Here is a 26,071-nt window from a genome sequence, read left to right on the forward strand (position 1 = left end):
GTATTTGATAGTCAGGTTGTTGATAAATGGTTGATTGCCCAGGGGTTAATAGTTTAAATTGGTTAACTGTAAATTGCAAACTGAGAACTGTTAACTGGTATTTGATAGTCAGGTTGTTGATAAATGGTTGATTGCCCAGGGGTTAATCGGTTAATTGTTTAACTGTAAATTGCAAACTGAGAACCGTTAACTGGTAGTTGATAAATTAGTCGACTCCAAACGCACAAGCCCAAGCTCCGAACCCAAGGTTTAATCGGTTAATTGTTAATTGCAAACTGAGAACTGAAAACTGGTAGTTGATAGCCAGGTTGTTCATGGATTAATCGACTATGGACTAAAGACTTCAGACTGTGGACTAATCAATCAGTTAATCGATCCCAGACGCCCAACTCCAAATTCAGAAATGTAACAAAAATCATTTTTTTCTCTAAGCATCCTCATCTGTTGCCGCTTACTTCCACTATAGTTTTGTGTAGATAAACTCTGTATATGAAAGCTATAGCTTATAACATCAAACCCGATGAAAAGGAATGGTTGGTACTGGCCAATTATAAAAAACACGACATTACCATAATTGCCAACAGTTTAACCGCCGATACACTTTCATTTGCAGCAGGAAAAGAGGCCTTATTGGTCTTTAATAATGATGAGCTGAGTGAAGCCATGATTACAGGCCTAAAAGCTTTGGGCATAAAATATATAGCCACTTCATCATCCGAAACCGATCATCTTGATTTAAAAGCCGCCGGTTCGGCCGGTTTAAAGGTAGCAAATGTTCCCCTGGCCGCTGGAGATGCAGAAGCTAAACTCCGCATGGAGCAGGTCATTAAAAACCTCGATCAATGGGCTGCAGGCAAATGTGTAGGTAAGGCATGTTGCTGCCAAAACGAATGTTCTACCCTTAAAATGCTAAAATAATGGAAACTTCGGCATTGCTTAAAAAATATAATGTTGCGGCCCCCAGGTATACCAGTTATCCAACTGTTCCCTACTGGGATAATGAAAGTTTTAATAAGCAAAACTGGTTAACAACCGTAGCAAAAACCTATGCAATACATCAGGAAGAAGGAATAAGTTTATACATCCATCTGCCGTTTTGCGAAAGTTTATGTACCTATTGTGGCTGCAATACGCGCATTACTAAAAACCATTCAGTAGAGCTGCCCTACATCATGGCCGTACTTGCCGAGTGGGAAATGTATGTTAAAGCCTTAGGTTGCAAGCCCAAATTAAAAGAGCTACACCTTGGCGGCGGAACACCTACTTTTTTTAGTCCGACCAACCTCGAAATACTCATTAGCGGAATTACCCTAAACTCAGCATTGGCTCTGGATATAGAATTTTCTTTCGAAGCGCATCCTGCAAATACTACTCCCGAACATCTTGAAACCTTATTCAAACTCGGCTTTAAAAGGTTAAGCCTGGGTATACAGGATTTTGATCCTAAAGTTCAGTTTTTAATTAACCGGTTTCAAACGCCTGAAGAGGTTGCACAGGTTACCATAAAAGCCAGGGAAATTGGTTATCGCTCCGTTAATTTTGACCTGATCTACGGTCTTCCGGGGCAAACCATCTCAGGCTTATCAGATACCATGCAAGAGGTTATTGCTATGCAACCCGATCGGATTGCTTTTTACAGTTATGCTCATGTGCCCTGGTTAAAACCCGGCCAAAGACATTATACCGAAGAAGATCTTCCTCTGGGCGACGAAAAATTTGCGCTCTACCAGTTGGGCAGGCACTTGCTCGATGAAGCGGGTTATAAAGACGTAGGCATGGATCATTTTGCACTGAAAAGCGATTCTTTGTTTAAGGCAATGACCGAACAGAAACTGCACCGCAATTTTATGGGTTACACTAACAGCCATACCCATTTATTGATTGGCCTTGGGGTGTCCTCCATCAGCGATAGCTGGACGGCTTTTGCACAAAACCCGAAAAAGGTAGAAGATTATCTTGATAAAATTGAACAAGGTGTACTACCGGTAGAAAAAGGACATTTCCTTACAGCGGAAGATCTTGAAATAAGAAAACATATCCTTAATATCATGTGTAAGGAAAATACCGTGTACAAAGAAGGTATCCCCGAACTTGTTTATGACAGGTTGTTGCCCTTATTACGCGATAAACTGATCTGGGTAACCGAAAAAGAAATCAGGATTACCACCAAAGGGCGATCGTTTTTAAGAAACGTGTGTATGGCTTTCGACGAGAAGCTATGGCTTAAACAGCCCAAAACCCAGTTGTTCAGTTCATCAATTTAAGTAAGGCAATAATGGAAGATCAAAATAAAACCGCAACACAGGCCCTTTGCTACCATTGTGGCGAAGATCTGCCCAAGGTAAAATACCATACAGCAGATAAAGATTTTTGCTGTGCCGGATGTATGGCTGTTTTCAAGATCCTTTCTGACAATAATTTATGCAATTATTATGTGTACAATAACAACCCGGGCAGGCAATTTAAAAATGAAAGTCATTTAGAATACCTCGACGAACCTAAAATTATTGAGCAGCTGCTGGATTATAAACAGGAGCGTTCGAGTATTATTACCCTCTATATCCCGGCCATCCACTGCAGTTCGTGTATCTGGTTGTTAGAACACCTCTATAAAATCAACTCCGCTATATTTAGCTCAAGGATCGATTTTCTTAAAAAACAGGTTACCATAAGTTTCAATCACACCGAAATCTCTTTGAGGCAGCTCGTAGAAACTTTAAACCAGATTGGTTATGAACCTTTAATCAGTCTGCAGGATGTAGTAAAGGAACACAGCAGTTCGGTAGATAAAGCTTTGGTATTAAAAATAGCCGTTGCCGGATTTTTAATGGGCAATGTAATGCTCTTCAGTTTTCCGGAATATTTTGGTTTATCTGGTTTTGAGAGGCAGTTTCAATCGCTGTTTGGCTGGCTAAACCTTGCTTTCTCTATTCCTGCGGCATTTTATTGTGGCCGCGATTATTTTACCTCGGCCATCACAAGTCTTAAACACAGGCATATTAATCTCGATACCCCTTTAGCGTTGATTATTGCAGTACTTTTCCTACGCACAGCTTTTGAGGTTGTTTTAAGCACAGGTCCTGGTTTTGCCGATACCCTAACTGGGTTGGTATTTTTGCTTTTAATGGGGAAATGGCTCAAACAGCGCACCTATCATCACATTTCATTTGATCGTGATTACCGCTCCTACTTTCCAATTGCAGTAACTAGCTTGTTAAATGGCAAAGAAAAGCCGGTATCGATAAACGAAATCAAGATTGGCGACAGGTTATGGATCAGGAACGGCGAACTGGTTCCGGCTGATGCCATTCTGATGAAAGGTGAGGCCTGGATGGACATGAGTTTTGTTACAGGCGAATCGGAACCCGTACACAAAGTTTTGGGTGAGATCATTTATGCAGGGGGCAGACAAACCTGTGAGGCCATAGAACTCGAGGTAATCAAACCTGTTTCACAGAGTTATTTAACTGGTTTATGGAACAACGATAATTATAAAAACAATACCGAAAAACAGAATTTTAACGATACTGTAGCGAAATACTTCAGCCTGGGTGTTTTCCTGACCGCATTTACAGCTACCACATATTGGTTGTTCCAAAACGATAGCCACAAAGCATGGTCGGCATTTACAGCAGTGATTATTGTGGCCTGTCCATGCGTACTGGCTTTAAGTACCCCATTTACCTTATCTGCCATTTTATCGGTTTTTGATAAAAAGGGATTTTATGTAAAAAATACAGATGCAGTTGAAGAACTTGCCAAATGTGATACCCTTATTTTCGATAAAACAGGTACGCTAACGAGTAACGAAAATGCCGAAATTGGTTTCAACGGATCTCTAACAGGCGAGGAAAAAAGTATGGTAGCCTCATTGCTGCGAAACTCTATCCATCCCCTAAGCCGGCATATTTTAAAAGCCTTAAATGTTGACCGGTTTTATTCGCTCAGCGATTATAAAGAGGTGGTTGGAAAAGGTTTGACCGCCTTAATAAACAACCACAGTATTTATGCCGGGCACCTGTCTATGTTACCGATTGCGGTAGAGTCTGCAAGTGAAAGTGGAGTGCATGTGGTGATCGACCATGTTTATAAAGGATGTTTTGACATCAAACAGCTGTGGCGTTCAGGTTTGGCTGGATTGATTTTAAAACTTTCGAAATTTAAGTTAAAGGTTTTATCTGGTGATACCGATAAAGACCGGTGGATGCTAGATACCATTTTTACAAAAAATACAAGTATCAGGTTCCGTCAGAGCCCGCATCAAAAACTGGATGCCGTTCTACAACTTCAACAGCAAGGAAATAAAGTAATGATGCTGGGTGATGGCTTAAACGATGCCGGTGCCTTAAAACAAAGTAATTTTGGAATCGCGATAACCGATAACATCAATAATTTTACGCCCGGCTGCGATGCCATTTTGAAAGGTGATGCCCTAAATTTTCTGCCTGACTTTATCCAGTTAAGTAAGGACGGGCTGAAGATCATTAAAACAAGTTTCGCTATAGCCATTGCGTATAACTGCATTGGTATTTATTTTGCCGTGCAGGGAACCCTTTATCCTTTGGTGGCCGCAGTGCTGATGCCGATTAGTACGGTTACCATTATCTCCTTTACCACCCTGGCAACCCGATGGTTTGCCCGCAAAAATAAATTGATATGAGCATCCTTTACTTTTTAGTGGGCTGCAGCGTTTTAATGGCACTCATTTTTCTTGCTGCGTTCTTTTGGGCCTACAAAACTGGTCAGAACGATGATGTACATACCCCAGGTATCCGTATGCTCTTCGATGATGAGATTGAAGCCGAAAAAAGTGAAGAAGATCACTTTTCCAGCTAATTGCTATCATACTTTGTCAGCCCACTGCCAAATACCTTTGGTGTACAAAACATACAAAAATTCAGCTTCTATTATGCAGTTAGAAAAATTTACTTACGATAACAAGATTGTCCGGAACTTTGGTATTGCCACCCTGGTGTGGGGAATTATAGGGATGACAGTTGGTTTGCTTGTTGCAATGCAACTGTTTAAACCTGCAATGAACATGGGCAGTCAGTATACCACATTTGGCCGGATCAGGCCGCTGCACACCAATGCTGTCATCTTCGCCTTTGTGGGCAATGCTATTTTTATGGGCGTTTATTATTCCCTTCAGCGTTTGTTAAAAGCACGGATGTTTAGCGATGCGCTAAGCAAAATCCACTTTTGGGGCTGGCAGCTCATTATTTTATCCGCGGTAATCACACTTCCGCTGGGCTTTACCACCTCACATGAATATGCTGAACTCGAATGGCCGATTGATATTGCTATCACCATTATATGGGTAGTTTTTGGGGTAAACATGTTTGGAACGATTTTTAAAAGAAGAGAACGCCATTTATATGTGGCCATCTGGTTTTACATTGCCACTTTCGTTACCATTGCGGTATTGCATATTGTAAACTCTTTCGAGTTGCCCATTTCTTTTATGAAAAGCTATTATGTGTATGCTGGTGTTCAGGATGCACTGGTACAATGGTGGTATGGACATAACGCGGTGGCATTTTTTCTAACTACGCCTTATCTGGGCATGATGTATTATTTCTTGCCAAAGATGGCCGGAAGACCCGTTTACTCCTATAAGTTAAGTATCCTGCATTTTTGGTCGCTCATTTTTATTTACATCTGGGCAGGCCCTCATCATTTATTATACACTTCACTACCTGGATGGGCACAGTCATTAGGTGTTGCCTTTTCGATCATGCTGATTGCCCCAAGCTGGGGCGGTATGATTAATGGTTTATTAACCTTGCGTGGTGCCTGGGATAAGGTAAGAGAAGATGTAACCTTAAAATTTATGGTGGTTGCCCTTACCGCTTATGGCATGGCCACTTTCGAAGGCCCGTTATTATCCTTAAAACAGATAAACGGTGTAGCCCACTTTACCGACTGGATTGTGGCGCACGTGCATGTTGGCGCTTTGGGTTGGAACGGATTTTTAACATTCGGTGTACTGTATTGGTTAATCCCGCGTATTTACAAAACAGAATTATACTCTAAAAAATTAGCGGGTTTCCATTTCTGGATAGGCACTTTAGGTATACTTTTTTATGCTGTACCCATGTATTGGGCTGGTTTTACCCAGGGTTTGATGTGGAAAGAATTTACGCCCGAGGGTTTATTAAAGTATCCGAATTTCTTAGCCACGACACTACAGATTATACCAATGCATGTTTTACGTTCAATCGGCGGGGCACTATATTTAATAGGGGTAATTGCCATGACTTATAACTTGGCGAAAACCATGTTAAGAGCTAAACTGCTGGCCAACGAACCGGCCGAGGCCATGCCTTTAACCAAAATCATTGTTGAAACTTCTCCAGCTGATAAAGCCTGGCACAGGGTTTTGGAACGCAAACCGATGAAATTTATGGTGTTATCGTTGATTATTATCCTCATTGGGGGCATGGTTGAAATGATGCCTACTTTTACGATTCAATCTAACGTGCCCACCATTGCCAGCGTAAAATCATATTCGGCGCTAGAGCTTCAGGGCAGAGATTTATACATCAGAGAAGGCTGTGTAAACTGCCATTCGCAAACGGTAAGGCCTTTCCGTTCAGAAACTGAGCGATATGGCGAATATAGCAAAGCCGGAGAGTTTGTTTATGATCACCCATTTTTATGGGGAAGTAAAAGAACAGGCCCGGATCTTCACCGCATAGGGGGAAAATATTCAGATGCCTGGCATTACAATCACCTGGTCGATCCTGCATCCATGTCACCAGGAAGCATTATGCCTCCATACCCATGGCTCATCGAACAGAAACTGGATATCACAACCACAGCCAGCAAGATCAGGGCCATGCAAACGTTGGGCGTTCCTTATCCGGAAGGCTATGATAAACGTGCTAATGATGATTTAAAAGTTCAGGCCGAAAAGATTGCACTCGAGCTAAAACAAAACAACATCAAGGTTAAAAGCGACAGAGAAATAGTCGCCATTATTGCTTACCTGCAACGTTTGGGTACTGATATCAAAGCTAATAAAGAAAACATTCCTTCAAATCAATAAAAGATGTTCAACCAGATCAAAGATTTAGCCGGTGGTGAACTGTACCTCATCACCTCATTGCTCATGTTCATGGTGTTTTTTGTAATTGTGGGTATTTACCTGCTCAAACTAAATAAAAAACATATCGAAGTGATGAGCCAGCTTCCTATTCAAGATAACCAACCTAATGCACATGAAGAAGATTAAACTATTGTTATTGTTCCTGTTCATATCAGTTACTGCCCTTGCTGCGGATGAGAAAACTGCAGAAACCATAACACCTGCTCAGGCAGGGTTGGGGTTAAACCAGTCGGAAATACTGATTATCATCCTCCTGGTTTTCGCAATTGTGCTGCTTTTCGTTTCTGTAACGCTGCTAAATGCATTTAAGGTCATGTATCAGGAACAGTTAAATCCTACACCATACACCGAACCGATAAAAGAACCAGTCTTAGATTACGATACCTGGTTAAAACAACAACCGGTTAAACCTTCCATCTGGACCAAAATTTTAAGTTTAAGGCCCATTGAAGAAGAAAAGGATCTGGTAATTGATCATGCTTACGATGGTATTAAAGAACTGAATAATCCTGTTCCCGCATGGTTTAACTTTCTTTTCTACGGGACCATGATTTTCGCAGCAGCTTATCTTTTTTATTACCACATCGGTGGATATGGAGATTTGCAGGACAAAGAATATGAAAACGAAATGGCCAAAGCGCAGGTAGAGAAAGCGGCTTATCTCGAAAAATCGGCCAATACTATTGATGAAAACTCAGTAAAGTTTGATAATACAGCAACTGTATTGGAAGACGGTAAAACTATTTTTAATACCAATTGTGTGGTTTGTCATGGCGATAAAGGCCAGGGCCTCATCGGGCCGAATTTAACTGATGAGTATTGGTTGCATGGAGGCGGTGTAAACAATGTATTCAAAACCATAAAATATGGGGTTCCTGAGAAAGGAATGATTAGCTGGGAGAAAAACCTGAACCCAAAACAGATCAGTGCCGTTACCAATTTTATCCTATCGCTAAAAGGAACAAACCCTGCAGGAGCCAAAGCGCCTCAAGGCGAGAAATACGAAGCAAAAGATTTAAAAGACAATGAAATGAAAGCGCCGAAAGACAGTGTGAACAAAGCCGATGTTATTAAAAAATAAAAAAGAAAATAAAGGCAAGGGCAGAAATTTTATCTATCCTAAAAAACCATCGGGCAGGTTGTATACTTACCGGAAATGGGTAAGTTATGTGTTGCTGTTGTTTTTATTCTCCTGTCCGTTTTTAAAACTTAACGGCGAGCAGTTGGTACTGCTTAATTTTATTGAGCGAAAATTTGTATTCTTCGGATTAATCTTTACCCCGCAGGACTTTTATCTTTTCGCCCTTGCCATGCTGATTTTCATCATGTTCATCGTGTGTTTTACAGTCGTGTTGGGCAGGTTATGGTGCGGATGGGCTTGCCCGCAAACGATCTTTATGGAAATGGTATTCCGCAGGATTGAATATTGGATTGAAGGCGATGCCAATAAACAAAAAAAACTAGACCAGGCCGATTGGAATGCAGAGAAAATATTCAAAAAAGGAAGTAAACATTTTATTTTTCTGGTGATTTCTTTTGCCATTGCGAATACCTTTTTGGCATACATGATCAGTTCGGATGTACTCCTTAAAATTATAACGGAGCCGGTATCAGACCATATTTCTGGCTTCGTATCCATCTGGCTGTTTACATTTATATTCTATGGCGTTTTTACCTATGTGCGCGAAGTGGTGTGTACGGTAATCTGTCCGTATGGAAGGCTGCAAGGCGTGCTGTTAGACAATCAGAGTTTGGTTGTTGCCTACGATTTTACCCGGGGAGAACCGCGTGGTCGTATGCAGAAACAGGAGTTGGCTTTAAACATGGGTGATTGTGTTGATTGTGGGCTTTGCGTACAGGTTTGCCCCACAGGTATCGATATCCGTGAAGGTACACAGCTTGAATGTGTAAACTGTACCGCCTGTATCGATTCGTGTAACGAGGTGATGCTTAAACTCAACAAACCCAAAAATCTGATTGGTTTTTTTAATCAGGATTTTATTAATGCGCGTAAACCTTATAAAATTGGCTTAAAATCATACGGTTATGCTGCGGTACTGTTTGTTGTAATGATGGTTTTTTCTTCATTGATTTATAAAAGAGAAGATATCCAGACTACCGTTTTAAGAGCAAGTGGCACCTTATACCAGAGCAGGGGAACAGACAGAACGAGTAATTTGTATAATGCAGAGTTGATTAACAAAACCAATAAGGCTGTAAAATTTACTTTCAGATCGAAAGATAAGGGAGACGAAATTAATTTTATCCAAAAAGCTGATGTTTTGCCAAAAGAAGGTTCAGCACATCTCACATTCTTTTTAATCAGAAAGAATAAATCCATCAAAAAATATAAAACCGATGCGGTTTTTGAAATTGTGGTAAATGGCGAAGTTTTAAGTACGGCAAATACAAGTTTTTTCGCGCAGCCGGAAGGAATGGAGTGATTGAATGAGAGATGATTGGCATGTGGAATTGCCGTTAACATGAAGTCATTCAAAATTCATGCATTCAAAATTAAAAAAAGAGATATGAACTGGGGAACAAAAATAGTATTGGGTATGCTTACATTCATGATGTTTATTGTGTGTATGGTGGTTTATATGTTTCATATACACGGACGTGACGCCCTGATCGAAGAAAATTACTATGAAAAGGGTATCCATTATAATTCAGAATACGATGCCAAACAGCGTGTTATAGAGGATAATGCCAGACCCAAAATTACCGTTACAGCAACTCAGATTATTATCGAAATTAAAGATAGTGCTACTTACCACCTCATTTTAATGCGCCCTGTTAATAGTGATGATGATGTTAAACTAAAAGGAAACACCTCGGGAACGGCGAATCTCATTCTGGTCGATAAAACTAAAATGGCCAGAGGAATGTGGTTTTTAAACCTTCAATGGCGCGCTTCAGGCAAAGATTATCTGTTTAAAGACAACATCACGCTATGACCAATTTTTTGCCACTGGCATTTTTGATGGGCCTTTTCGGAAGCCTGCACTGCGCTGTAATGTGCGGTCCGATTATGTTGGGTATGCCATTCGCGAAACAGAATTTCTTTCGAAGCGGGTTTCAGCTTTTGCTCTATCAATTTGGCCGCATTGCGATATATACCATTTTAGGGCTTTTAGTAGGCATCTTAGGAAACAGTATCCGCATATTTAGCGATCAGAAAACACTGAGTTTGTTAATCGGTTTTGTACTTATCCTATTCACTGCCCTTCAGTTCAGTCAGGCATACACCTGTAGGTTTTCAAAAATACAGTTAAAGCTATTACAACCACTTGCCAGGCTTATGGGTAAAGTATTCGGCATGCCATGTTGGGCGCTGTTTGCGGGGATGCTGAATGGCATCATCCCATGCGGAATGGTGTATCTGGCACTTGCAACTGCTTTAAATACGGGTAGCATTAAATCTGGTGCTACTTTTATGTTTCTTTTTGGTTTGGGTACCGTACCACTTATGCTCATGATTTCTCTTGGAGGAATTTTTCTGAAGAAATACATTCACTTTAATACCAACAAACTTATCCCCTGGTTTATGTTTTTTATGGGTGCCTTACTTATATTGCGGTCGGCCGATTTGGGTATCCCTTTTATATCTCCTAAGACTACCAGTGCCTATGGCCATGCCATAGACTGCAGATAAAATAATCCTAATAAAACCTAAAAGACTACAATAAACAAAACATTAGGTTAAGCGGAATTTACGCAGTACGCTGGTAATTTTCGTTAATATCTGTTTCTTCGACATCAACATCGTATGATAAGTCCTTTTATCTTTAGGTTGAGGCAATAGGTAGGGGGAAATGTCCGCAGGTATCCGCCAAAAATCGGGAGGTGGATTTTCTTTAAAAATCAAGATATAAAGTTTCAGTGTTTCCAGGTACCAATCCTGATGTTTATTATATTCCACTATACCGCCTACATTTGGGTAATGGTGTAATTCCCGCTCCAAAACCAAAGGGCAAAATTTTTTCCAATATTCCACCGTATAAAGCAAGTGCATGTGCCATACCTTATCTACCACAACAGAAGGTGATGCCCCGTTGCGTAATATGCAGCAGAGGTACACAAAACGCTTATATTCTTCAATTGCCAATAAGGTAAACCGCCTTGTCCAGCCTTCGGTAACCGCCAGTTTCCTGGAGAATGGGATCGCGAAATCATCATTATCCGGCGAATAAGCATCAAGTCGTTGCCACAGTGGATTTTGTGTATAATTTTGATGTTCCTCATCCGGTACTACAGTGGTGAATATAGGTTTCATCATGATTTATTTAACAGCCGCAGGAAGACCAGGTTTCATAGGTATAGATACTTTTGGGGTAGTAATACTTATTCAGTAACTGGCAGAAGTCGTCAAAATCGTACCCCAGATCTGTATCCAATAAATTCAGTTTAAAGTCTAACGCTGGCGATGTACCAATAGAAACTGAGAGCTCCCGGTTAATAATCTGAATATCTGTTATTGATCTCCATTCGATCAAGGTGACATGCTTATAATATTGGAGCCCCTCTTCAGATACCTTTAACCGCATGTTTTTTGCTTCATGTTTAGACTTATAAGCGATTAGTCTTATGCCCAATAATACCAATAGGAGCACCCCCATGGCGTAAAGCGCAATATGCAAGGCCCCATTCTCGTCCGAAAAATAGGAAATGATTATCATGACAAAAAATGTAAACAGTAGCAAAGATGCCATACAGGAATACCCGCCATAATCGTGCGATTTTTGGTGTAAAACCATTTCATCTTTCGTCATAAAACACATTAGTAGCTGTAAATATGGTGAAGATAAGGAAAAATATGTTTAAGATAGTTTGGTTCACTCCAGACGACTTTTGTGCAGGCTAATTTTCTTAAAGGCAAGCCCTGGGTCTTTTTTTCACAACCAATTCTAAATACACTGATTCCCGCGGATATCGTATTTAAATTGCAACTGGTCTTTATTCAAATGACTGTTCTCTTATTCCTCTACAATTAATCGTTTGAAACTTTCACTGTAACTCCGGGGTGAACGTTGCATTTTTTTTAAATATTATTGACCATTTTGCTAAGATTTGGTCAACCTTTTTTAGGATTCCAAAAGCAAAAAAAAAGGCCCGTAATCATACGATTTGCTGGTTTTGTAAGGACTTAGTACCATTTAGCGGGAGGAAGGCGTCCATAAAGATACCTTAGTGGTATTTTCTCGATTTTGAAGCGTATTTACTGAAAATATAACACTCTGAGTCGATTAGTGCTATTTCAATAAGTATTAATGGGCGGGAATTACATTAATGATCTTTCCATTCTTTTGGAATTGATCTTTTTGTGAAATAGTGACTATAATCCCTTCCTTAATATTAAATAATTCCAAGGCTTCAATCATACCATTGATTTCTCTATCCAAGTTATTTGGACAAGAGTTTTGGCTGTTAAAAAACTATTGTATTTTTATATCAATAGATATCTTCAATGTCATCGGTTTCAAATTAAATTCGAAATAAGCTTTGGCCTCATTCAATGCACATTTTCTTAGATATATAAGTGTAAGTGATTCTTATTATGGCTTGGAGTAATATTTAATAAAATTAAAGTAGAACTTGTGAGAAGTCAATCAGCATATTTGGAAGCATGGGAATCGGAATCAGCACAAAATAAATATCAAATCAAGACTAATTAAGCATCTATTAATTGCTGTCGCGAGGACTCTATATAAGAGATAAATTTAAAATGATTAATGGCGTTTTATGTTACTGGAGTAGTGCCAGGAAAGTCAAAGCCTAAGCTATTACAAGGCCTTCGAATCCTTGTAATTTTTTCGATAGTGGCAAATTGTTATTTCATGCATGTTTGGACAATTTATTCCTATCGATGTGCTTCCAATTAAAAAGCTTCAATATACTACAAAAATTAAGGGCCGCATCCCGATTAGCAACGGCTTAAAGCCCAATCGTCCCTCACCGATAGTCTGTCCTGTCAGATACAGGCAAGGATCGATACCAATAAAAATATACCTTTAATGATAGATAGCAGCATATTGAATTTTAGTTAATTCATCAATTGATGAATTAACTAAAATTCAATATATGAAGGCTGATATTGTTTTTTAATGGTTTCGTATGTTAAAACATTCCCACCTCTCCAATTCCGGAGTCGTTTGTACCGTCCCAGTTTGAAGTGACCACTAACCTAAAATATCTGGCCGTTTGTGGGGCGCTAAAGGGAAATTTTGTTTTGCGGTTATTGTTGGGAACTTCAAAAGTGCCAACAGTGACAAAATTCGTTGTAGGGTTATTACTTAACTGCACTTCGATATTTTTTACGGTTTTTAAACCATCTACGCGCTGGCTGAGTGTAAAGCCGTTCAATGTTTTTACACTTCCCATATCCACCCTAAAAGTATGCGGTAAGGATGCAGGAGAACTTGTATGCCTGGATCTCCAGTAAGTTGATTGGTTCTCATCAATCAGGTTCGTGGCAGGATATGAACCCTCCTGAGAGCTTTGACCAATTACGCTCCAGCCTGTTTTGTCCATATCGCTAGTAATATCGATAACCGGCACATTATTTACAAAATCGAAAGGATATATGGTTTGAAATACTGTACCGTTCTGGTGCACTAATTTAACTTTAAGTTCATAAGGGGTCGTTCCTTTTACCTGCATCTCGGCAATTGGAACCTGAACATAAAAACTATCAGTGCCAATTACATCACTCTTCCAGGTATTGGCATTATAATCTTTATTTGTACCTACACCTTCATTGTTCACGTTAGGATCCAGGTAATACACGATATTGGTTACAGGTGTATTGGATTGGAATTTTCCCGAAACGATAATATTGCCACTCGTTACATTGTAAGATGAATAAATTCTTTTGATTGTTGCGCTTACAGCGGTGTAGTATGTAATTGAACTACTGGTTTGAAAAACCTGGTTCACATTTAAGATAGCACAATCTGCCGGGCTTAGAAATGTTGGCGACTTTCCGTAGGTATAATTTCCGCCTCCCATGAGCGTAGTCCCAAAATTAGGGTCGTTCTTCTGAGATACCAGTTCTTTATTGTGCGGGAGGTTTAAGCCATGGCCCATTTCGTGGAACATACCACCGATCCACTTTGTGGCTCTGTTGCCCAGCGTGGTATTTTGTCCTAGGTATTGGAGATCAAAGTCTGGGTAATCCAAAGCGTAATCCCACCGACCTGTCCCATAAAAGGGTACACCACCAGGTTCGCCATTCGCATCATAACTGGCTGCTGGCATAATCACCAGTACATGGTCACTCGTAAAATCAGCGGGATGAGTGGCCTTGTAGGCATTAACTTCGGCAGCAACAGCTGTTGATCCACCCTCGTAAGGGTAATTCGCTTTAGGCTGACTACCATTTATAACGATAATTTTTACCTGCTTGGCCGCGGTATCCCTTAGAAGACCAAATGTTTTAAAACCGTACCCACGAGCCTGCATCTGCTCACCATAAAACTGCTGTGCACGCAACAGGATGGCGCCCAATCTTGTTTTCCAACCTGGAATGGTGTCGTTATCATTAGGTATAAAATATACTACGGTTAGGTTCTTGTCGTGATCGCTCGTAAAAACGGGATCAGCCACTAGTTTGGTAACCTGCCCATTTGAAGAACTGCTTTGCGTTTCCGCCATCTTTTTACAGGAGGAGCTGATGAGGGCTGCCAATAGCAAAACTAGTAATGTGTTTTTTTTCATGTTTTTTAGGTTGTCTTAAGTTGTGGTTCAATGTTATTTTGACCAACCAGGGTTCTGCACTAATTTCGGATTGGCTAAAATTTCACGCTGCTGTATGGGGTATAGGTTCATAAACTCCTTAAAAATCCGGTCTTCAATTTTATAAGGAGTATAGGTGAAAGTACTTCCTGTTTTCACGATTTTCATTCCCGTAAATGGACCATTGAATGCATCTTTGGCAATATTCCACCTTCTTGCATCCCAGTATCGGTGGCCTTCGAAAGCAAGTTCTACACGGCGTTCATTTCTGATCCGATCACGCATTTGCGCTTTGGTTAAGCCGGCAGGTAAGTTAGGCATGGTAGCCCTTGTGCGTATTCTGTTGATCGCTGTGTAAACATCTGCAACTGGCCCATCTGCTTCATTTCTGGCCTCAGCGTAGTTCAACAGCATTTCTGCCAGCCTGAAATAGATAAAGTTGTGCTGACTTGCCTGCGCTTGGGTAAGGTTCAGGTTAACATCCAGGTGTTTTTTCATATAGTATCCGGTTAATGAACCATATACTTTCTGCGGTCCATCTAATCCACCATCAAAGGTTTCGATGGATCTGCCCGTTTTAAAAAGTGCACCATTGTAAAAGATGCTAGCTGCCAACCTTGGATCTCTGTCGTTATAGGGGTTGGCAGGGTTGTAGCCGCTTGTGGGGTCGCTAATGGGTTTACCACTGGTTTTCATCTCATAGGCATCAACAAGCGCTTGTGAAGGGTTAATGCCACCTGTACTCCCGTCTATTCCAATAGGGAAATTAGCTGTTTCGAGGCTATTTGAATTTGTTGCGGGTCTGGACCAGATGATTTCGGTAAGGCTTGCAGTATTGCCCCTAAATAAGGCTTCGTAGCCAGCTATACCAGGGTTCAGTGTCATGGTTGGCGTTACAGGTGTAACATCAAAAAAGGGCTTTGCAGCGGTGTAGGCTGCTATCCACTTAGCCGCATCATTGTTAGGGTTATTAATCGCGCTAGCTGCATATAACAATGTTCTTGATTTAAGTGCCTGTGCAGCCCATTTCGTTGCTCTGCCGTAATAGTTTGATACTGATATACTTCTTGGACCTGCAATTAAATAAGACGTAGGTAGTTTAAGCGCAGCTGCATCGCAGTCATCTACAATCTGTTTAACGACCTGATCGTAGGTATTTCTAGCTAAGTCCAGGTCATCGTTAACGCCCAGTACCTGTGTAACCAAGGGCACACCGCCGTAACGTTTTAGCAGTTCTGCATAAAAATAAGCCCTCAGGTAAAGTACTTCACCAATCAGCCTGTCTTTTTGTTCTGTTGCGGTATAACCGTTTATTTTAACATCAGTGGTATGGTCTTTAAGTTTTACCAGATCAATTTTGCTCAAAAAAAGGTTGCATTTGCGAATGCCGGCATAACAGCTGGCATATTTATCATCTGAATTTACGGTAATACCCCAGCTATCGTTGGTGAAACGGTAGCTGCCATTACCCGGGTTACCATGACGCGCATCGTCTGTAGCGGCTTCATTAAATGTTGAAGCAAAATCGGTGTACCCACCAGGTAAAGTTGCATAAATATCGGTTACAAAATCTGTCGCGTAATTGATGTAGCCAAAAACCAGTGTGTCCTGAACCTCAATATCCAGAGGCCTGTCGAGCACACTTTTTTTGCAGGATGTTATGGTGAAAAGCAAGCCGAAGGTTAGGCTTATGCAGATCAGGTTTATTGTCGTTTTCATAAAATCTAATTATTTATGAGGGTTAAAATTCTACGTTAAGTCCAAAATTGAACGATTTGGTTCGTGGATAGCTTCCCAGCCCTGCGCCTAAAAATTCTGGATCAAGGTCAGATGGAAGATCGCTCCAGGTATACAGGTTAAAACTGTTGACGAAAAAGCGTGCATGAGCCAGTTTGACCTTGCTTACCAGGTTTTGTGGAAGTGAATAACCCAGTTCCAGGTTCTTTAACCTCAGGTAACGGCCATTTCTTAACCAAAAGGAAGATGCCTGATAGTTATTGGCGTTGGTACCTAATGATAGCCGGGGAGAAGTAGCAGTTTCTGCAGTAGCTGGTGTCCACCTGCCCAATATAAAGTCGGTAGGTTTATTGCCATCGCTGAATCCCTGCGTGGCAGAATTGAGTATGCTTACGTTTCTGCTGCCAGCACCCTGAAACAGTACCTTTAGGTCGAAACCTTTAAAGGCTAAATCTAAACTTGCCCCATAATATAATTGCGGAAGGTTTGGGTTGCCCAGTTTAACCTGGTCGTAAACATCAACCACGCCGTCGTTGTTCTCATCTTTGTACTTAATATCACCAGGTTTTACAGTACTAAAATTCTGTTTAGGACTATTGTTGATGTCGTTCTGATCTTTAAAGAAACCGATTGAGGTTAAGCCAAAAGGTGTTCCTAAAGCATTTCCCGTACGGTACAGGTAATCGTATGGCTGAATTTGTTCTTCCTGGTTGATGACCTTATTTTTTACAAAAGAGCCTAAAGCATGCAAGGCAAAAGATAAATCACCGATTTTCTGCTTATAATACACATCCCACTCTATACCCTTGTTTTCCATAATACCTACATTAAAGGGTTTGGTGGTAAATCCGCCGAGGCTTGAAATTGATGAGGGGAAGGCGAGAATGTCTTTTCTTCTTTCCATGAAAGCATCAACGCTACCACCAACAGAATGCTTAAGTATTTCGAAATCAGCTCCAATGTTGGCCATTTTATTGGTTTCCCAGGTAATGTTCTCATTGCCCAGCTGGCCTTCTCTTCTTCCTCCGGCGCTTGCAGGATTATTACCAAAGACATAACTGCCTCCGGTTTCGTAATTGCTGAGGTAAAGGTACCTTGCCCTGGCATCTCCGCCGATTCCAAAATCGGTATTGCCAAGTATGCCATATGATGCACGAAGTTTGAGCAGATCGACATAGTCGCTTTTTGCGAAAGCCTCGTTACTGATGATCCAGCCCAAGGCCAGTGATGGGAAGAAACCATAACGTTTTCCCTTTGGCAGGTTTTCACTCCCATTATAACCAATATTTAGTTCGGCCACATACTTTTTATCGTAATTGTAAAAAGCCCTGCCAAAAAAGCCTTGTGTAGCATAGGGATAATCATCACCCGATGGTGTATTTACACTTTGGTTAAAGCCCACACTTGCATCAAGTTCGTGTTTAGTGCCGAATGAGTGCTGGTAATCGGCCTTGGCCCAAAAGATGTTCAACCTGTTCTGCGTAGCCGTTCTCGCTCTTACGGCAAGGGCAACATCGTTACCGAATTTCTGATAAGTGCCGTTCGGCTGAAGTTCGTATGTGGCAAAATCCATAGTTCTGCCTTCGATGTTGTTATAGTTGTTATAATATGAAAAAGCACCGGTTAAACTCAGTCCTTCTATTACTTTATTGAGATTTTGGGTTATGCGCGTAGTACCCAGCAGGTTGCGTGTAGCAATATTGGTATAGCCTGTGCGGGTAATAATGCCATACGGGTTACGAGCATACTGGCTGTTACCACCGATGTTTCCATTGCTGTAAATCATTGGAAAAAGGCCTGAAGGGTAGCGGGAAAGATTTAACCAGATACCATTTGTACCTGATGTTCCGGCACCGGGCGACCTTTGGTTTTCTACCCGTCCGCCCAGATCTACTGAGGCGGTAAGACTAGGGGTGATGGCAAAATCGATATTTGTTCTGAAATTATACCTGTCGAATGAGTTATTGCTATTGAATTGATATACTTCTTCATTATAATCACCATATTTGAAAAGCCCGTCTTGTTTGGCATAACCTAATAATACAAAATAGCGCACGGCATTGGTACCGCCTGAAAAGGTAAGGTTATATTTTTGCTGAACCGCTTCAGTTTTAATCAGCTCTCCATACCAGTTTACATCAGGATATCTATCCATATCTCTGTTGGGGTTATCGTAAGCCGCAATTTGGTCGGTGGTAAACCTTGCAGGCAGACCATCATTTGCAGCAGCTTCATTATACAAATTCATATAATCTTTAGCACCTAAATAATTTTGTGGCGCATTAGGTTTAATAAAGCCAAACTGTGAATAAAAATTAATCTTGTTCTGGTAAGCCACACCTCTTTTGGTCGTTACAATTAACGATTTGTTTGCTCCTGCGATACCGTAGGTGCCATTAGCACTGGCGTCTTTTAAAATGGATAACTGATCAATTTCGAGCGGATCTAGCTGGCTAAAAGTTAATGGTACATTGTCTACATAGGTAGTGATACTACCAAAATTATAAGTATTGGTTCCTCTGATATAAAGTGAGGAACCGTCGTAACCTGGCTCATCACTTCCTTGTACAGTAATTAACCCGGCCATACTGCCTGCAAGAGAATTGGAATTGTTGAGGTTATGGTACCTCGACATGGCTGCACCAGTTGTGGTGCTTATTGCGCCGGGATAATATTTCTTCTGTACGCTGGAATTCCAGGGCAGGGTAAGCGTTTCATCGAAATGTTGTTCAGCTTGGAGAACAATGGCATTATAATCTTTTATCGCTTTAACGGCCTGTTTATAAGTTTGGTAACCTGGCTTGCTGATGTAAATGGTATCTGCATTTTTGTCGCCTATCGAAAAAGCACCTTTACTATCTGTGATAATGGGGTATTTTGATGTTCCTGCATCTACCCGTGCACCCGCAACAGGTTTTCCCGATCGGTCGGTAACGGTGCCTTTTGTTACTTCCTGCGCCAGCGCGCAAAAAGTCATAGAAAACAGGGCAATTACAAATAATAAAGCCTGTTTTTTTATCTTGTTATAGAAATTATTCATCATAAAAATTGTTAGCGTTAGCAATTAATAACCTGGATTTTGGACAATGTTTGCCCCCTTAAAAATTTCTACATCTGGTATTGGGTAGAGGTACATCCTTGGTTGAAACTTTCTAACTTCGAGCGTATAACGGTTGTGGGTAATGGTGCTGCCATTTTTCTCAATCACAAAACCCTGAAATGGGCCGTTATCGGTTTGTTCTGCAATCTTCCATCGCCTCACGTCAAAATAACGCTGGTTTTCAAAGGCCAGTTCTACTGCGCGTTCGTTCTGTATACGCAACCTCATCTGGTCTTTTGATAAACCTGCCGGAAGGGGAGGCATCAATACGGTAGCCCGGTTTCTAACCGTATTAATGGCAGTATAAACCTCAGCGGTGGGTCCACCAACTTCATTTGCAGCTTCGGCAAGCATCAGGTATACATCGGCTAGCCTGATGTAATGATATTTGGTTACAATGGTTCCATTGTCTGGCCTTTGGAATTTTTTTATTGTCATCCCGGTCTGGTTCTGGCTTCCCCAATCCAATCCTGGTAGATTTTTGTTTGAAACATCTCTTGCCCAGAATTCCATGGTATTTCCTCTCCACAAATCACCGTTCCTTAGCACACTAAAGGCAAGGCGTGGATCGCGGTTTAACCACCATTGCTGTTCGTTATAACCTGAACCCGCATCATTGATGGCCAAACCTGATTTCATTTCGAATTTATCTACCAGGTTAAGGGATACATCGTAGCCTGTAAAGCCACCCAGCCGGTTTGGCGGATTAAAATAAGTAGGATCGAAATTTCCTGTTGTTACGCCCGAGCTTTGTTTATACCAGATAATTTCCCTGTTATTTGGATCTCTCGACTCGGTGAAGAGCTTGTCGAATCCACCGGCGTAAAGTGAATACCAATTGGCACCTGCTGTATTTTTGGTGAAAAAGCTGCGCGCAGCATCTAAGGCCAGCTGCCATCGGGCAGGATCTGCTGTTGGGTAGCCCGTTAACTCGTTGCCTGAGCCATTGAATAACGGACTTGCAGCAACCAATAAAACCCTTGCTTTAAGTGCAGCACATGCCGCTGCAGTAACCCGCCCTCTTTCAAGATCGGAAGGTGGCGACCAGGGAAGCACAGTCGCTGCGGAATCGAGCTGTTTCACAATAAAATCTACGCATTCTGCATAAGTATTGCGTTTGATGCCTTTTTTTAGTTCGGCCTGGGCATCAAAATCCTTGATCTGCTCATAATCTATTGGAGAGGTGATTATGGGCATGCCGCCAAAGCGTTTTAAAAGTTCGGTATAAAAGAATGCCCTTAAAAAACGGGCTTCTGCAATATACTGGTCTTTCAGCGCAGGGGTAAAGGTCATCAGGTCTTTATTGGCAAGCATTACATTGCATTTGCGAATTTTCCGGTAATTATCGTTAAGCGAGGCATTATCGGGATTGTTACTGCCGTTAAAAGAGCCTACGTTACTGGCATTTGATGCATAGTAAGCATAACCTGCTTCTGCTTCATCGCACATGTTGGTAAAACCAGTACCAGCTCCAAACTGGTCTGGGCTGCCGGATAGTTCTGAATAGATATTGGCCAGAAAGCCAGCAGTTTGTAACGGATTGCCAAATATGGCCTTTGCATCAACCACGCTTACTGGTGGGGATGATAAAAAGTCTTTTTTACAGCTTACTACGTTCGCTATAACAATAGCTGCCAGAATATATAGATATGCTTTTTTCATTTTTCTTGATCTTTGGGGTTAAAAAGAAACTGTTGCGCCGAAGTTAAAAATGCGCTGTTGCGGATAATACCAGGCCCTAACGTCCCTATTTTCAGGGTCTAAGTAATTTACCTTGTCCCAGGTGTATAAATTAAAGCAGTTGGCATATAACCTGGCATTAGTTAGTCCTATTTTCTGAATCCATGAAGTTGGGAGTGTAAAGCCCAGTTCTGCCGATTTAAGGCGTAAATAACTGGCATCAATTAAGAAAAAGTCGTTATCGACATAATTATGCTGACTTTGGTTAGGCGAAGATGATAATCTCGGGTAAGTTGCTGTAGCTGCCGTTTCAGGGGTCCATCTTCCTAAGTGGAGATCCATTACTTTGCCCTTGTTAAAAAATTCGTAACCAGCTTCCAAGGTTCTGATCATTGAAGTTTTTTCTGCACCCTGCAGGAGCAGGCTAAAATCAAAGTTCTTATAACTTAGTGATAGGGTACCTCCAAAGGTGAAAACGGGGATTAGGGGATTACCTATAGGCACCTGATCGTAAATATCGATTATACCGTCAGCATTTTGATCGATGTATTTAAAATCGCCTGGTTGTAATTTGCCAAGTGGACCTGGATCGAAGGATGATTTTGCCCAGTTATCAATTTCTGCCTGGTTATTGAAAAATCCTGCAGTCTGGTAACCCCATTGCTGACCTATTGATTGCCCCGTACGGCGCATCCAGGGATATTTTGTGCCTGCTTCATCCCTAAAAATAATTTTATTGCGGGCATAGTTCAGGTTTGCTTTAATTGTATAACTAAAATCGTTTATCCTGTTATTGTGCCCCAGTTCGATCTCGTAACCCTTATTCTCAACAATACCAAGATTTACTACAGGAGAGGTTTGTCCAAAAGTGGTTGGAATATTGCCGTATCTGCTTAAAATATTACTGCGCTTATCGTAGAAGAGATCAACGTTTAGCGTGATTTTATTTTTTAGGAATGCACTCTCCAGACCTATGTTGGCTTTGTTTGCCTTCTCCCAGGTGACAGTTGGGTTACCAAAAGCGCCTTCTACATAACCGGTAACTGCACTATTGTTCGTGAGGCCAAATGAGTAACCGGTACCAGTTGCATAAGAGTTTTGAATAAAGAGAAAACGATCAGTTGTATTGGTCTCACTTCCATATTTGTCATTGCCCACCTGGCCATAAGAGCCTCTGATTTTTAATAAACTGATCCATTTGGCAGGCTTTAAAAAACCTTCATTCGAGGCTACCCAGCCGCCCGAAATAGATGGAAAGAAACCATACTTTTTATTGGTAGGAAAGTTTTCTGAACCATTATAGCCTAAATTTCCTTCTATAAAATACTTATCATCATAATTATAAGTAACCCTACTCACGATACCCTGGTAAGAAAACGGCCAGTCATATGCGGCATTATTCCTGATTTTGCGGCTTCTATTACCCAATATCAGACCCGTTACCGTGCTTTTACCAAAAGTGTTGTTGTAATTTAATGAAGCCTCTAAGTAAGTGGTTCTGGCAACGGCAGGATCAAATGTCTGCGAAAAACCCAATGTTGGGTTGTATGAGCCGGCAGCCTCACTATAAATATAAGTGCCATCAGTATTTTTACCCAGGATTTTATATTTTAGGTAATCTGCATAAGAACGGGTGATGGTATGCGTATATTCATTGGTAAAGGAAACATTGGTTTTAAAGCTCAGGCCCTTTAATAGTGATCCAAGTTTATAATCCAATACCACAGTACCTTCGAGTTTGTTGTTGTATTCTTTTGAAAAGCCAGATTGAAACTGTGCCAATACATTTGCCTGCCTAAAATTATAACCATAAGTGCCATCAGGATTGGTAAGCGGTGCACTATTTGGCGGAAAAGCAACCAGCGAACTAAATAGCGTAGATGTTGAAGTAGCCGGACCGTTTCGCGTTTCTGCTCTTGCGGCCAGGTTTGTAGATATGCGCAGGTTTGGCGTAACATCCAGATCTACGTTCGACCTGAAGTTGTAACGACTATAATTCAAATCTCCGTTAAAAGCATTTTCATTCGTACCCGTATGTTTATAAAGTCCATCTTGTGAAAAATAGCTGCCCGAAACGAAATACTTTGCAATCCTAGTACCTCCCGATACGTTGGCATTAAAGTTATATTGCTGTGCAACCGGTTTTAAAAACTCTTTCATGTAGTCTACATCCGGGTAGAGATATGGGTCAGTATGGTTTTTAAAACCATCTAAGTCTGCCTGAGAATAAGCGTAAAAGAGCCCTTTACCTTCATTTGCATAAGCCTCATTTAAGAGCAGCGAGTAATTGTAGGCATCAAGGTAATTTGGCAGGCGGGTAGGCTGTTGTAGTGCATTATTTGCTGTTATACTCACCGTGGTTTTACCAAGGGCACCACGTCGCGTGGTAACAAGAATTACCCCGTTTGCTCCCCTTACACCATAAACGGCTGTTGCAGAAGCATCTTTGAGGATACTGATATTTTCTACCTCATTTGGGTCGATGGTACTAAAAGTACGTTCCACACCATCCACCAAAACCAGCGGTGATGCATTGTTATAAGTTCCCTGTCCCCGAATTAATAACGTTGCTGCATCTCTTCCCGGGTCGCCGGAAGTCTGTTGCCCAATTAAACCTGGTAACCTGCCCACCAGTGCATTATTAAGGTTGGCAACAGGTGATTGTTTAAGTTCTTTTGACGAAACAGTAGATATAGCTGCGGTAACACTGATTTTTTTCTGCTGACCAAAACCTACAACCACGACTTCTTCGAGATCACTATTGTTTTCTTTCAGCACCACATTAATGTTATCGGACGATGAAACGGTCACCTCACGGGTGGTATAACCGGTAAAAGTAATCACCAGTACATCTCCCGGATTGGCTTCAATGCTGAACTGGCCGTTATTGTCAGTGCCGGCGGCTTTTTTGGTGCCTTTTACAGTAATGGTTGCCCCGGGGAGGGCCAGTCCTTTTTCATCAATAATTTTTCCCTTGATCGGTTTGAGAGATCTTTCTCCAGGAATATTGGCCGTGCTTGCTGTAACTGGTACAAAATGTGTATTTCCGTAAGCCTGAAGCCCGGATGACACCATCTGCACAGTTACCAAGCCAGTTAAGCATTTGGTAAAAAATTTATTCATTTGTTTAAAATTGTTTGGTTGGTATTGTTTTACTTTATGGTTTCTAGATCTCTTTCGGTAATTTTTTTATCCCCTTCATCTCTAAATTGCATGTAGGTTTTGGTGTTCAGTGTTGGGAAACCTTCTTTTCTTATTTTTAGTCCGACTTCAGTTAAAGCTTTTTTATCCACGGGTACAATGGCGCCATCTGGATAGGGGCCAATGTTAAGTAGTAAGTTTGCGTTGTTTTTAGCCGTGTTTTCTAAGAGTTTCCAAACATCAGCTGCTGATTTATGCGTTGAATTTTCATCGTAGCCCCAACCTTTATTTTGCATGGTGGTACACATTTCTGCTTTTTTAGTGCGGTTGCTTTGCCAGGCTTTTTCAGCCATTTGTGCAGTTTTTTCTCCTTGTACCTGACGCATCAGGGTGGTTAACGATTTTACTTCATGCTCGCAGGAAATAAAATCTTCATTACCATTAAAACCAGTTTTGTAAGAGACCAATGCCTGCGGCTGCAATCTTTTGATCATGTCATAAATATCCTGTACCTGAAATAGTTCCGGATTGGTGTAGGCACCTCCGATTGGATCGAACCAGAAACCAGCGATGTCTCCATATTGTGTAGAAAGCTCAAAGATTTGGGCTTTAACGGTATTCCAGTAATAAACAAAGTCGGATTTATCTTTAAACCTGATCTCTGGTTGCTCTGTTTGGTAAGCGGGGCGTGCTTCGTTATAATATTTTTTGCTCAAATAGAAGGGATGCGTCCAGTTAATGCCCAACGAATAGTAGATAAACAAGCCCAAACCTGATCTTTTACAGGCCACAACAAGCTCTTTTAAATAATCGCGGTGTGCATTGGCATTCATACTGTTAAATGGATTTGCCTTGCTATCGTACATCGCAAAACCATCATGATGTTGTACCACATAGGTGATATATTTCATTTGGGCTGTTTTGGCCAATGCGACAATACTATCTGCATTAAATTTCTCTCCGGTAAATTTCATCGCCTGTTCTTTATACTCGGCAATAGGGATTTTGCTGTAAAACATATTCCATTCTCCTTTTTTGTAAAAAGTAGATGGTCCCCAATGAATGAAAAGGCCAAATCGGGCATCGTCAAACCACTTTAAGGCTGCTGCGTGCGGATCTTTACGATACAGTTGCTTATACGATTGGAGGTAATTAGGCACCGCCTGTTGGGCAATTGCACCGCTTCCAATAATCATTAAGCATAGCACTGATAATAATTTATATCTCATAGTTTATATTTAATCGTGGTTAGTATCCTGTAAGTAAAATGGCATTGCTTACAGGGTTAAGGATGGGATCAGTTGCTCGGTTAATGTAAATTTATCGCAATAGGGAGGCGATATGTTGCATTTTCACATTGCAAAATAATTGCAAAAGAATGTATAACTTAAATAGCTGTTAGCTAGTTGTTTATGTGTTTATTCTGGTTGCTTATGTACAAGCCTTTGGCATAGCCATAGCCGCTTTTACAGGGATGCCTAAAAAGATGAGATCGTGTAAAAACTATTTTCTGTGCTGAAAATTAAAATTTTTATAAACTGCTGGTTTCTTTGCAGGTCATTATGGGG

The 26,071-nt window shown here is 41.0% G+C and carries 19 protein-coding genes; 10 read left to right on the forward strand and 9 right to left on the reverse strand.

All coding sequences use genetic code 11. From position 1 onward, the window contains the following. The first annotated feature begins 489 nt into the window (after positions 1 to 489). From AC07YT_RS19310 to AC07YT_RS19355, 10 genes are all read left to right on the forward strand, one after another. Positions 490 to 918 (forward strand): Rossmann-fold NAD(P)-binding domain-containing protein, encoded by a 429-nt coding sequence (locus AC07YT_RS19310; protein WP_086544893.1) that lies wholly within the window; start codon positions 490 to 492, stop codon positions 916 to 918. After that, complete coding sequence (gene hemN, locus AC07YT_RS19315) at positions 918 to 2,264, forward strand: oxygen-independent coproporphyrinogen III oxidase (protein ID WP_086544894.1); 1,347 nt, start codon at positions 918 to 920, stop codon at positions 2,262 to 2,264. Before AC07YT_RS19310 ends, hemN begins: the two co-directional genes overlap by 1 nt. An 11-nt stretch (positions 2,265 to 2,275) precedes the next feature. After that, positions 2,276 to 4,660: a heavy metal translocating P-type ATPase gene (locus AC07YT_RS19320; protein ID WP_086544895.1), complete on the forward strand. Its 2,385-nt coding sequence runs from the start codon at positions 2,276 to 2,278 to the stop codon at positions 4,658 to 4,660. Then, positions 4,657 to 4,836 carry a cbb3-type cytochrome oxidase assembly protein CcoS gene (gene ccoS / locus AC07YT_RS19325; protein ID WP_086544896.1) on the forward strand — a complete coding sequence of 60 codons (180 nt, stop codon included), beginning with the start codon at positions 4,657 to 4,659 and terminating at the stop codon, positions 4,834 to 4,836. The genes AC07YT_RS19320 and ccoS overlap by 4 nt, the downstream gene beginning before the upstream one ends. 73 nt (positions 4,837 to 4,909) lie before the next feature. Then, entirely contained in the window at positions 4,910 to 7,051 is a 2,142-nt protein-coding gene (gene ccoN / locus AC07YT_RS19330) for a cytochrome-c oxidase, cbb3-type subunit I (RefSeq protein WP_086544897.1), read from the forward strand. Between the two features lie 3 nt (positions 7,052 to 7,054). After that, complete coding sequence (locus AC07YT_RS19335) at positions 7,055 to 7,237, forward strand: hypothetical protein (RefSeq protein ID WP_086544898.1); 183 nt, start codon at positions 7,055 to 7,057, stop codon at positions 7,235 to 7,237. After that, positions 7,224 to 8,192 carry a cbb3-type cytochrome c oxidase N-terminal domain-containing protein gene (locus tag AC07YT_RS19340; RefSeq protein WP_494945479.1) on the forward strand — a complete coding sequence of 323 codons (969 nt, stop codon included), beginning with the start codon at positions 7,224 to 7,226 and terminating at the stop codon, positions 8,190 to 8,192. Before AC07YT_RS19335 ends, AC07YT_RS19340 begins: the two co-directional genes overlap by 14 nt. Further along, the gene (ccoG, locus tag AC07YT_RS19345; protein WP_086544899.1) at positions 8,176 to 9,555 is read left to right on the forward strand and encodes a cytochrome c oxidase accessory protein CcoG; all 1,380 of its coding nucleotides are present in this window, start codon (positions 8,176 to 8,178) and stop codon (positions 9,553 to 9,555) included. Before AC07YT_RS19340 ends, ccoG begins: the two co-directional genes overlap by 17 nt. Positions 9,556 to 9,594: 39 nt before the next feature. After that, complete coding sequence (locus tag AC07YT_RS19350; RefSeq protein WP_086544900.1) at positions 9,595 to 10,068, forward strand: FixH family protein; 474 nt, start codon at positions 9,595 to 9,597, stop codon at positions 10,066 to 10,068. After that, complete coding sequence (locus AC07YT_RS19355) at positions 10,065 to 10,766, forward strand: sulfite exporter TauE/SafE family protein (protein ID WP_086544901.1); 702 nt, start codon at positions 10,065 to 10,067, stop codon at positions 10,764 to 10,766. Before AC07YT_RS19350 ends, AC07YT_RS19355 begins: the two co-directional genes overlap by 4 nt. A gap of 42 nt (positions 10,767 to 10,808) precedes the next feature. Here the strand turns inward: AC07YT_RS19355 and AC07YT_RS19360 are convergent, their stop codons facing one another. The 9 genes from AC07YT_RS19360 to AC07YT_RS19400 form a co-directional block, all read right to left on the reverse strand. Beyond that, positions 10,809 to 11,390 carry a UCP032817 domain-containing protein gene (locus tag AC07YT_RS19360; RefSeq protein ID WP_145954189.1) on the reverse strand — a complete coding sequence of 194 codons (582 nt, stop codon included), beginning with the start codon at positions 11,388 to 11,390 and terminating at the stop codon, positions 10,809 to 10,811. A 7-nt stretch (positions 11,391 to 11,397) separates the two neighbouring features. Then, positions 11,398 to 11,790: a hypothetical protein gene (locus AC07YT_RS19365; RefSeq protein ID WP_145954190.1), complete on the reverse strand. Its 393-nt coding sequence runs from the start codon at positions 11,788 to 11,790 to the stop codon at positions 11,398 to 11,400. A 588-nt stretch (positions 11,791 to 12,378) separates the two neighbouring features. Continuing rightward, entirely contained in the window at positions 12,379 to 12,513 is a 135-nt protein-coding gene (locus AC07YT_RS19370; protein WP_494945480.1) for a hypothetical protein, read from the reverse strand. 715 nt (positions 12,514 to 13,228) lie between these two features. Beyond that, positions 13,229 to 14,827 carry a discoidin domain-containing protein gene (locus AC07YT_RS19375; RefSeq protein WP_086544904.1) on the reverse strand — a complete coding sequence of 533 codons (1,599 nt, stop codon included), beginning with the start codon at positions 14,825 to 14,827 and terminating at the stop codon, positions 13,229 to 13,231. A 33-nt stretch (positions 14,828 to 14,860) separates the two neighbouring features. Then, positions 14,861 to 16,564: a RagB/SusD family nutrient uptake outer membrane protein gene (locus AC07YT_RS19380; protein WP_086544905.1), complete on the reverse strand. Its 1,704-nt coding sequence runs from the start codon at positions 16,562 to 16,564 to the stop codon at positions 14,861 to 14,863. A gap of 22 nt (positions 16,565 to 16,586) precedes the next feature. Next, complete coding sequence (locus tag AC07YT_RS19385; RefSeq protein WP_086544906.1) at positions 16,587 to 19,625, reverse strand: SusC/RagA family TonB-linked outer membrane protein; 3,039 nt, start codon at positions 19,623 to 19,625, stop codon at positions 16,587 to 16,589. Positions 19,626 to 19,646: 21 nt separating this feature from the next. After that, positions 19,647 to 21,344 (reverse strand): RagB/SusD family nutrient uptake outer membrane protein, encoded by a 1,698-nt coding sequence (locus AC07YT_RS19390; RefSeq protein ID WP_086544907.1) that lies wholly within the window; start codon positions 21,342 to 21,344, stop codon positions 19,647 to 19,649. Between the two features lie 18 nt (positions 21,345 to 21,362). Then, positions 21,363 to 24,485, reverse strand: coding sequence for a SusC/RagA family TonB-linked outer membrane protein (locus AC07YT_RS19395; protein ID WP_086544908.1), 3,123 nt, complete (start codon positions 24,483 to 24,485; stop codon positions 21,363 to 21,365). 29 nt (positions 24,486 to 24,514) lie between these two features. Next, positions 24,515 to 25,732, reverse strand: a complete 1,218-nt coding sequence (locus tag AC07YT_RS19400) for an alpha-L-fucosidase (protein WP_494945481.1) — start codon at positions 25,730 to 25,732, stop codon at positions 24,515 to 24,517. Between the last annotated feature and the right edge of the window lie 339 nt (positions 25,733 to 26,071).

It is taken from the genome of Pedobacter sp. GW460-11-11-14-TSB4, from assembly GCF_059423705.1.

Excerpts from the sequence above, each read along its gene's own strand:
- AC07YT_RS19380 (WP_086544905.1), bottom strand. The coding sequence starts at position 16,564 with ATGAAAACGACAATAAACCTGATCTGCATAAGCCTAACCTTCGGCTTG.
- AC07YT_RS19310 (WP_086544893.1), top strand. The coding sequence starts at position 490 with ATGAAAGCTATAGCTTATAACATCAAACCCGATGAAAAGGAATGGTTG.
- ccoN (WP_086544897.1), top strand. The coding sequence starts at position 4,910 with ATGCAGTTAGAAAAATTTACTTACGATAACAAGATTGTCCGGAACTTT.
- AC07YT_RS19390 (WP_086544907.1), bottom strand. The coding sequence starts at position 21,344 with ATGAAAAAAGCATATCTATATATTCTGGCAGCTATTGTTATAGCGAAC.
- AC07YT_RS19360 (WP_145954189.1), bottom strand. The coding sequence starts at position 11,390 with ATGATGAAACCTATATTCACCACTGTAGTACCGGATGAGGAACATCAA.
- ccoG (WP_086544899.1), top strand. The coding sequence starts at position 8,176 with ATGTTATTAAAAAATAAAAAAGAAAATAAAGGCAAGGGCAGAAATTTT.
- AC07YT_RS19400 (WP_494945481.1), bottom strand. The coding sequence starts at position 25,732 with ATGAGATATAAATTATTATCAGTGCTATGCTTAATGATTATTGGAAGC.
- hemN (WP_086544894.1), top strand. The coding sequence starts at position 918 with ATGGAAACTTCGGCATTGCTTAAAAAATATAATGTTGCGGCCCCCAGG.
- AC07YT_RS19355 (WP_086544901.1), top strand. The coding sequence starts at position 10,065 with ATGACCAATTTTTTGCCACTGGCATTTTTGATGGGCCTTTTCGGAAGC.
- AC07YT_RS19395 (WP_086544908.1), bottom strand. The coding sequence starts at position 24,485 with ATGAATAAATTTTTTACCAAATGCTTAACTGGCTTGGTAACTGTGCAG.
- AC07YT_RS19340 (WP_494945479.1), top strand. The coding sequence starts at position 7,224 with ATGAAGAAGATTAAACTATTGTTATTGTTCCTGTTCATATCAGTTACT.
- AC07YT_RS19350 (WP_086544900.1), top strand. The coding sequence starts at position 9,595 with ATGAAGTCATTCAAAATTCATGCATTCAAAATTAAAAAAAGAGATATG.
- AC07YT_RS19385 (WP_086544906.1), bottom strand. The coding sequence starts at position 19,625 with ATGATGAATAATTTCTATAACAAGATAAAAAAACAGGCTTTATTATTT.
- AC07YT_RS19365 (WP_145954190.1), bottom strand. The coding sequence starts at position 11,790 with ATGATAATCATTTCCTATTTTTCGGACGAGAATGGGGCCTTGCATATT.
- AC07YT_RS19335 (WP_086544898.1), top strand. The coding sequence starts at position 7,055 with ATGTTCAACCAGATCAAAGATTTAGCCGGTGGTGAACTGTACCTCATC.
- ccoS (WP_086544896.1), top strand. The coding sequence starts at position 4,657 with ATGAGCATCCTTTACTTTTTAGTGGGCTGCAGCGTTTTAATGGCACTC.
- AC07YT_RS19375 (WP_086544904.1), bottom strand. The coding sequence starts at position 14,827 with ATGAAAAAAAACACATTACTAGTTTTGCTATTGGCAGCCCTCATCAGC.
- AC07YT_RS19320 (WP_086544895.1), top strand. The coding sequence starts at position 2,276 with ATGGAAGATCAAAATAAAACCGCAACACAGGCCCTTTGCTACCATTGT.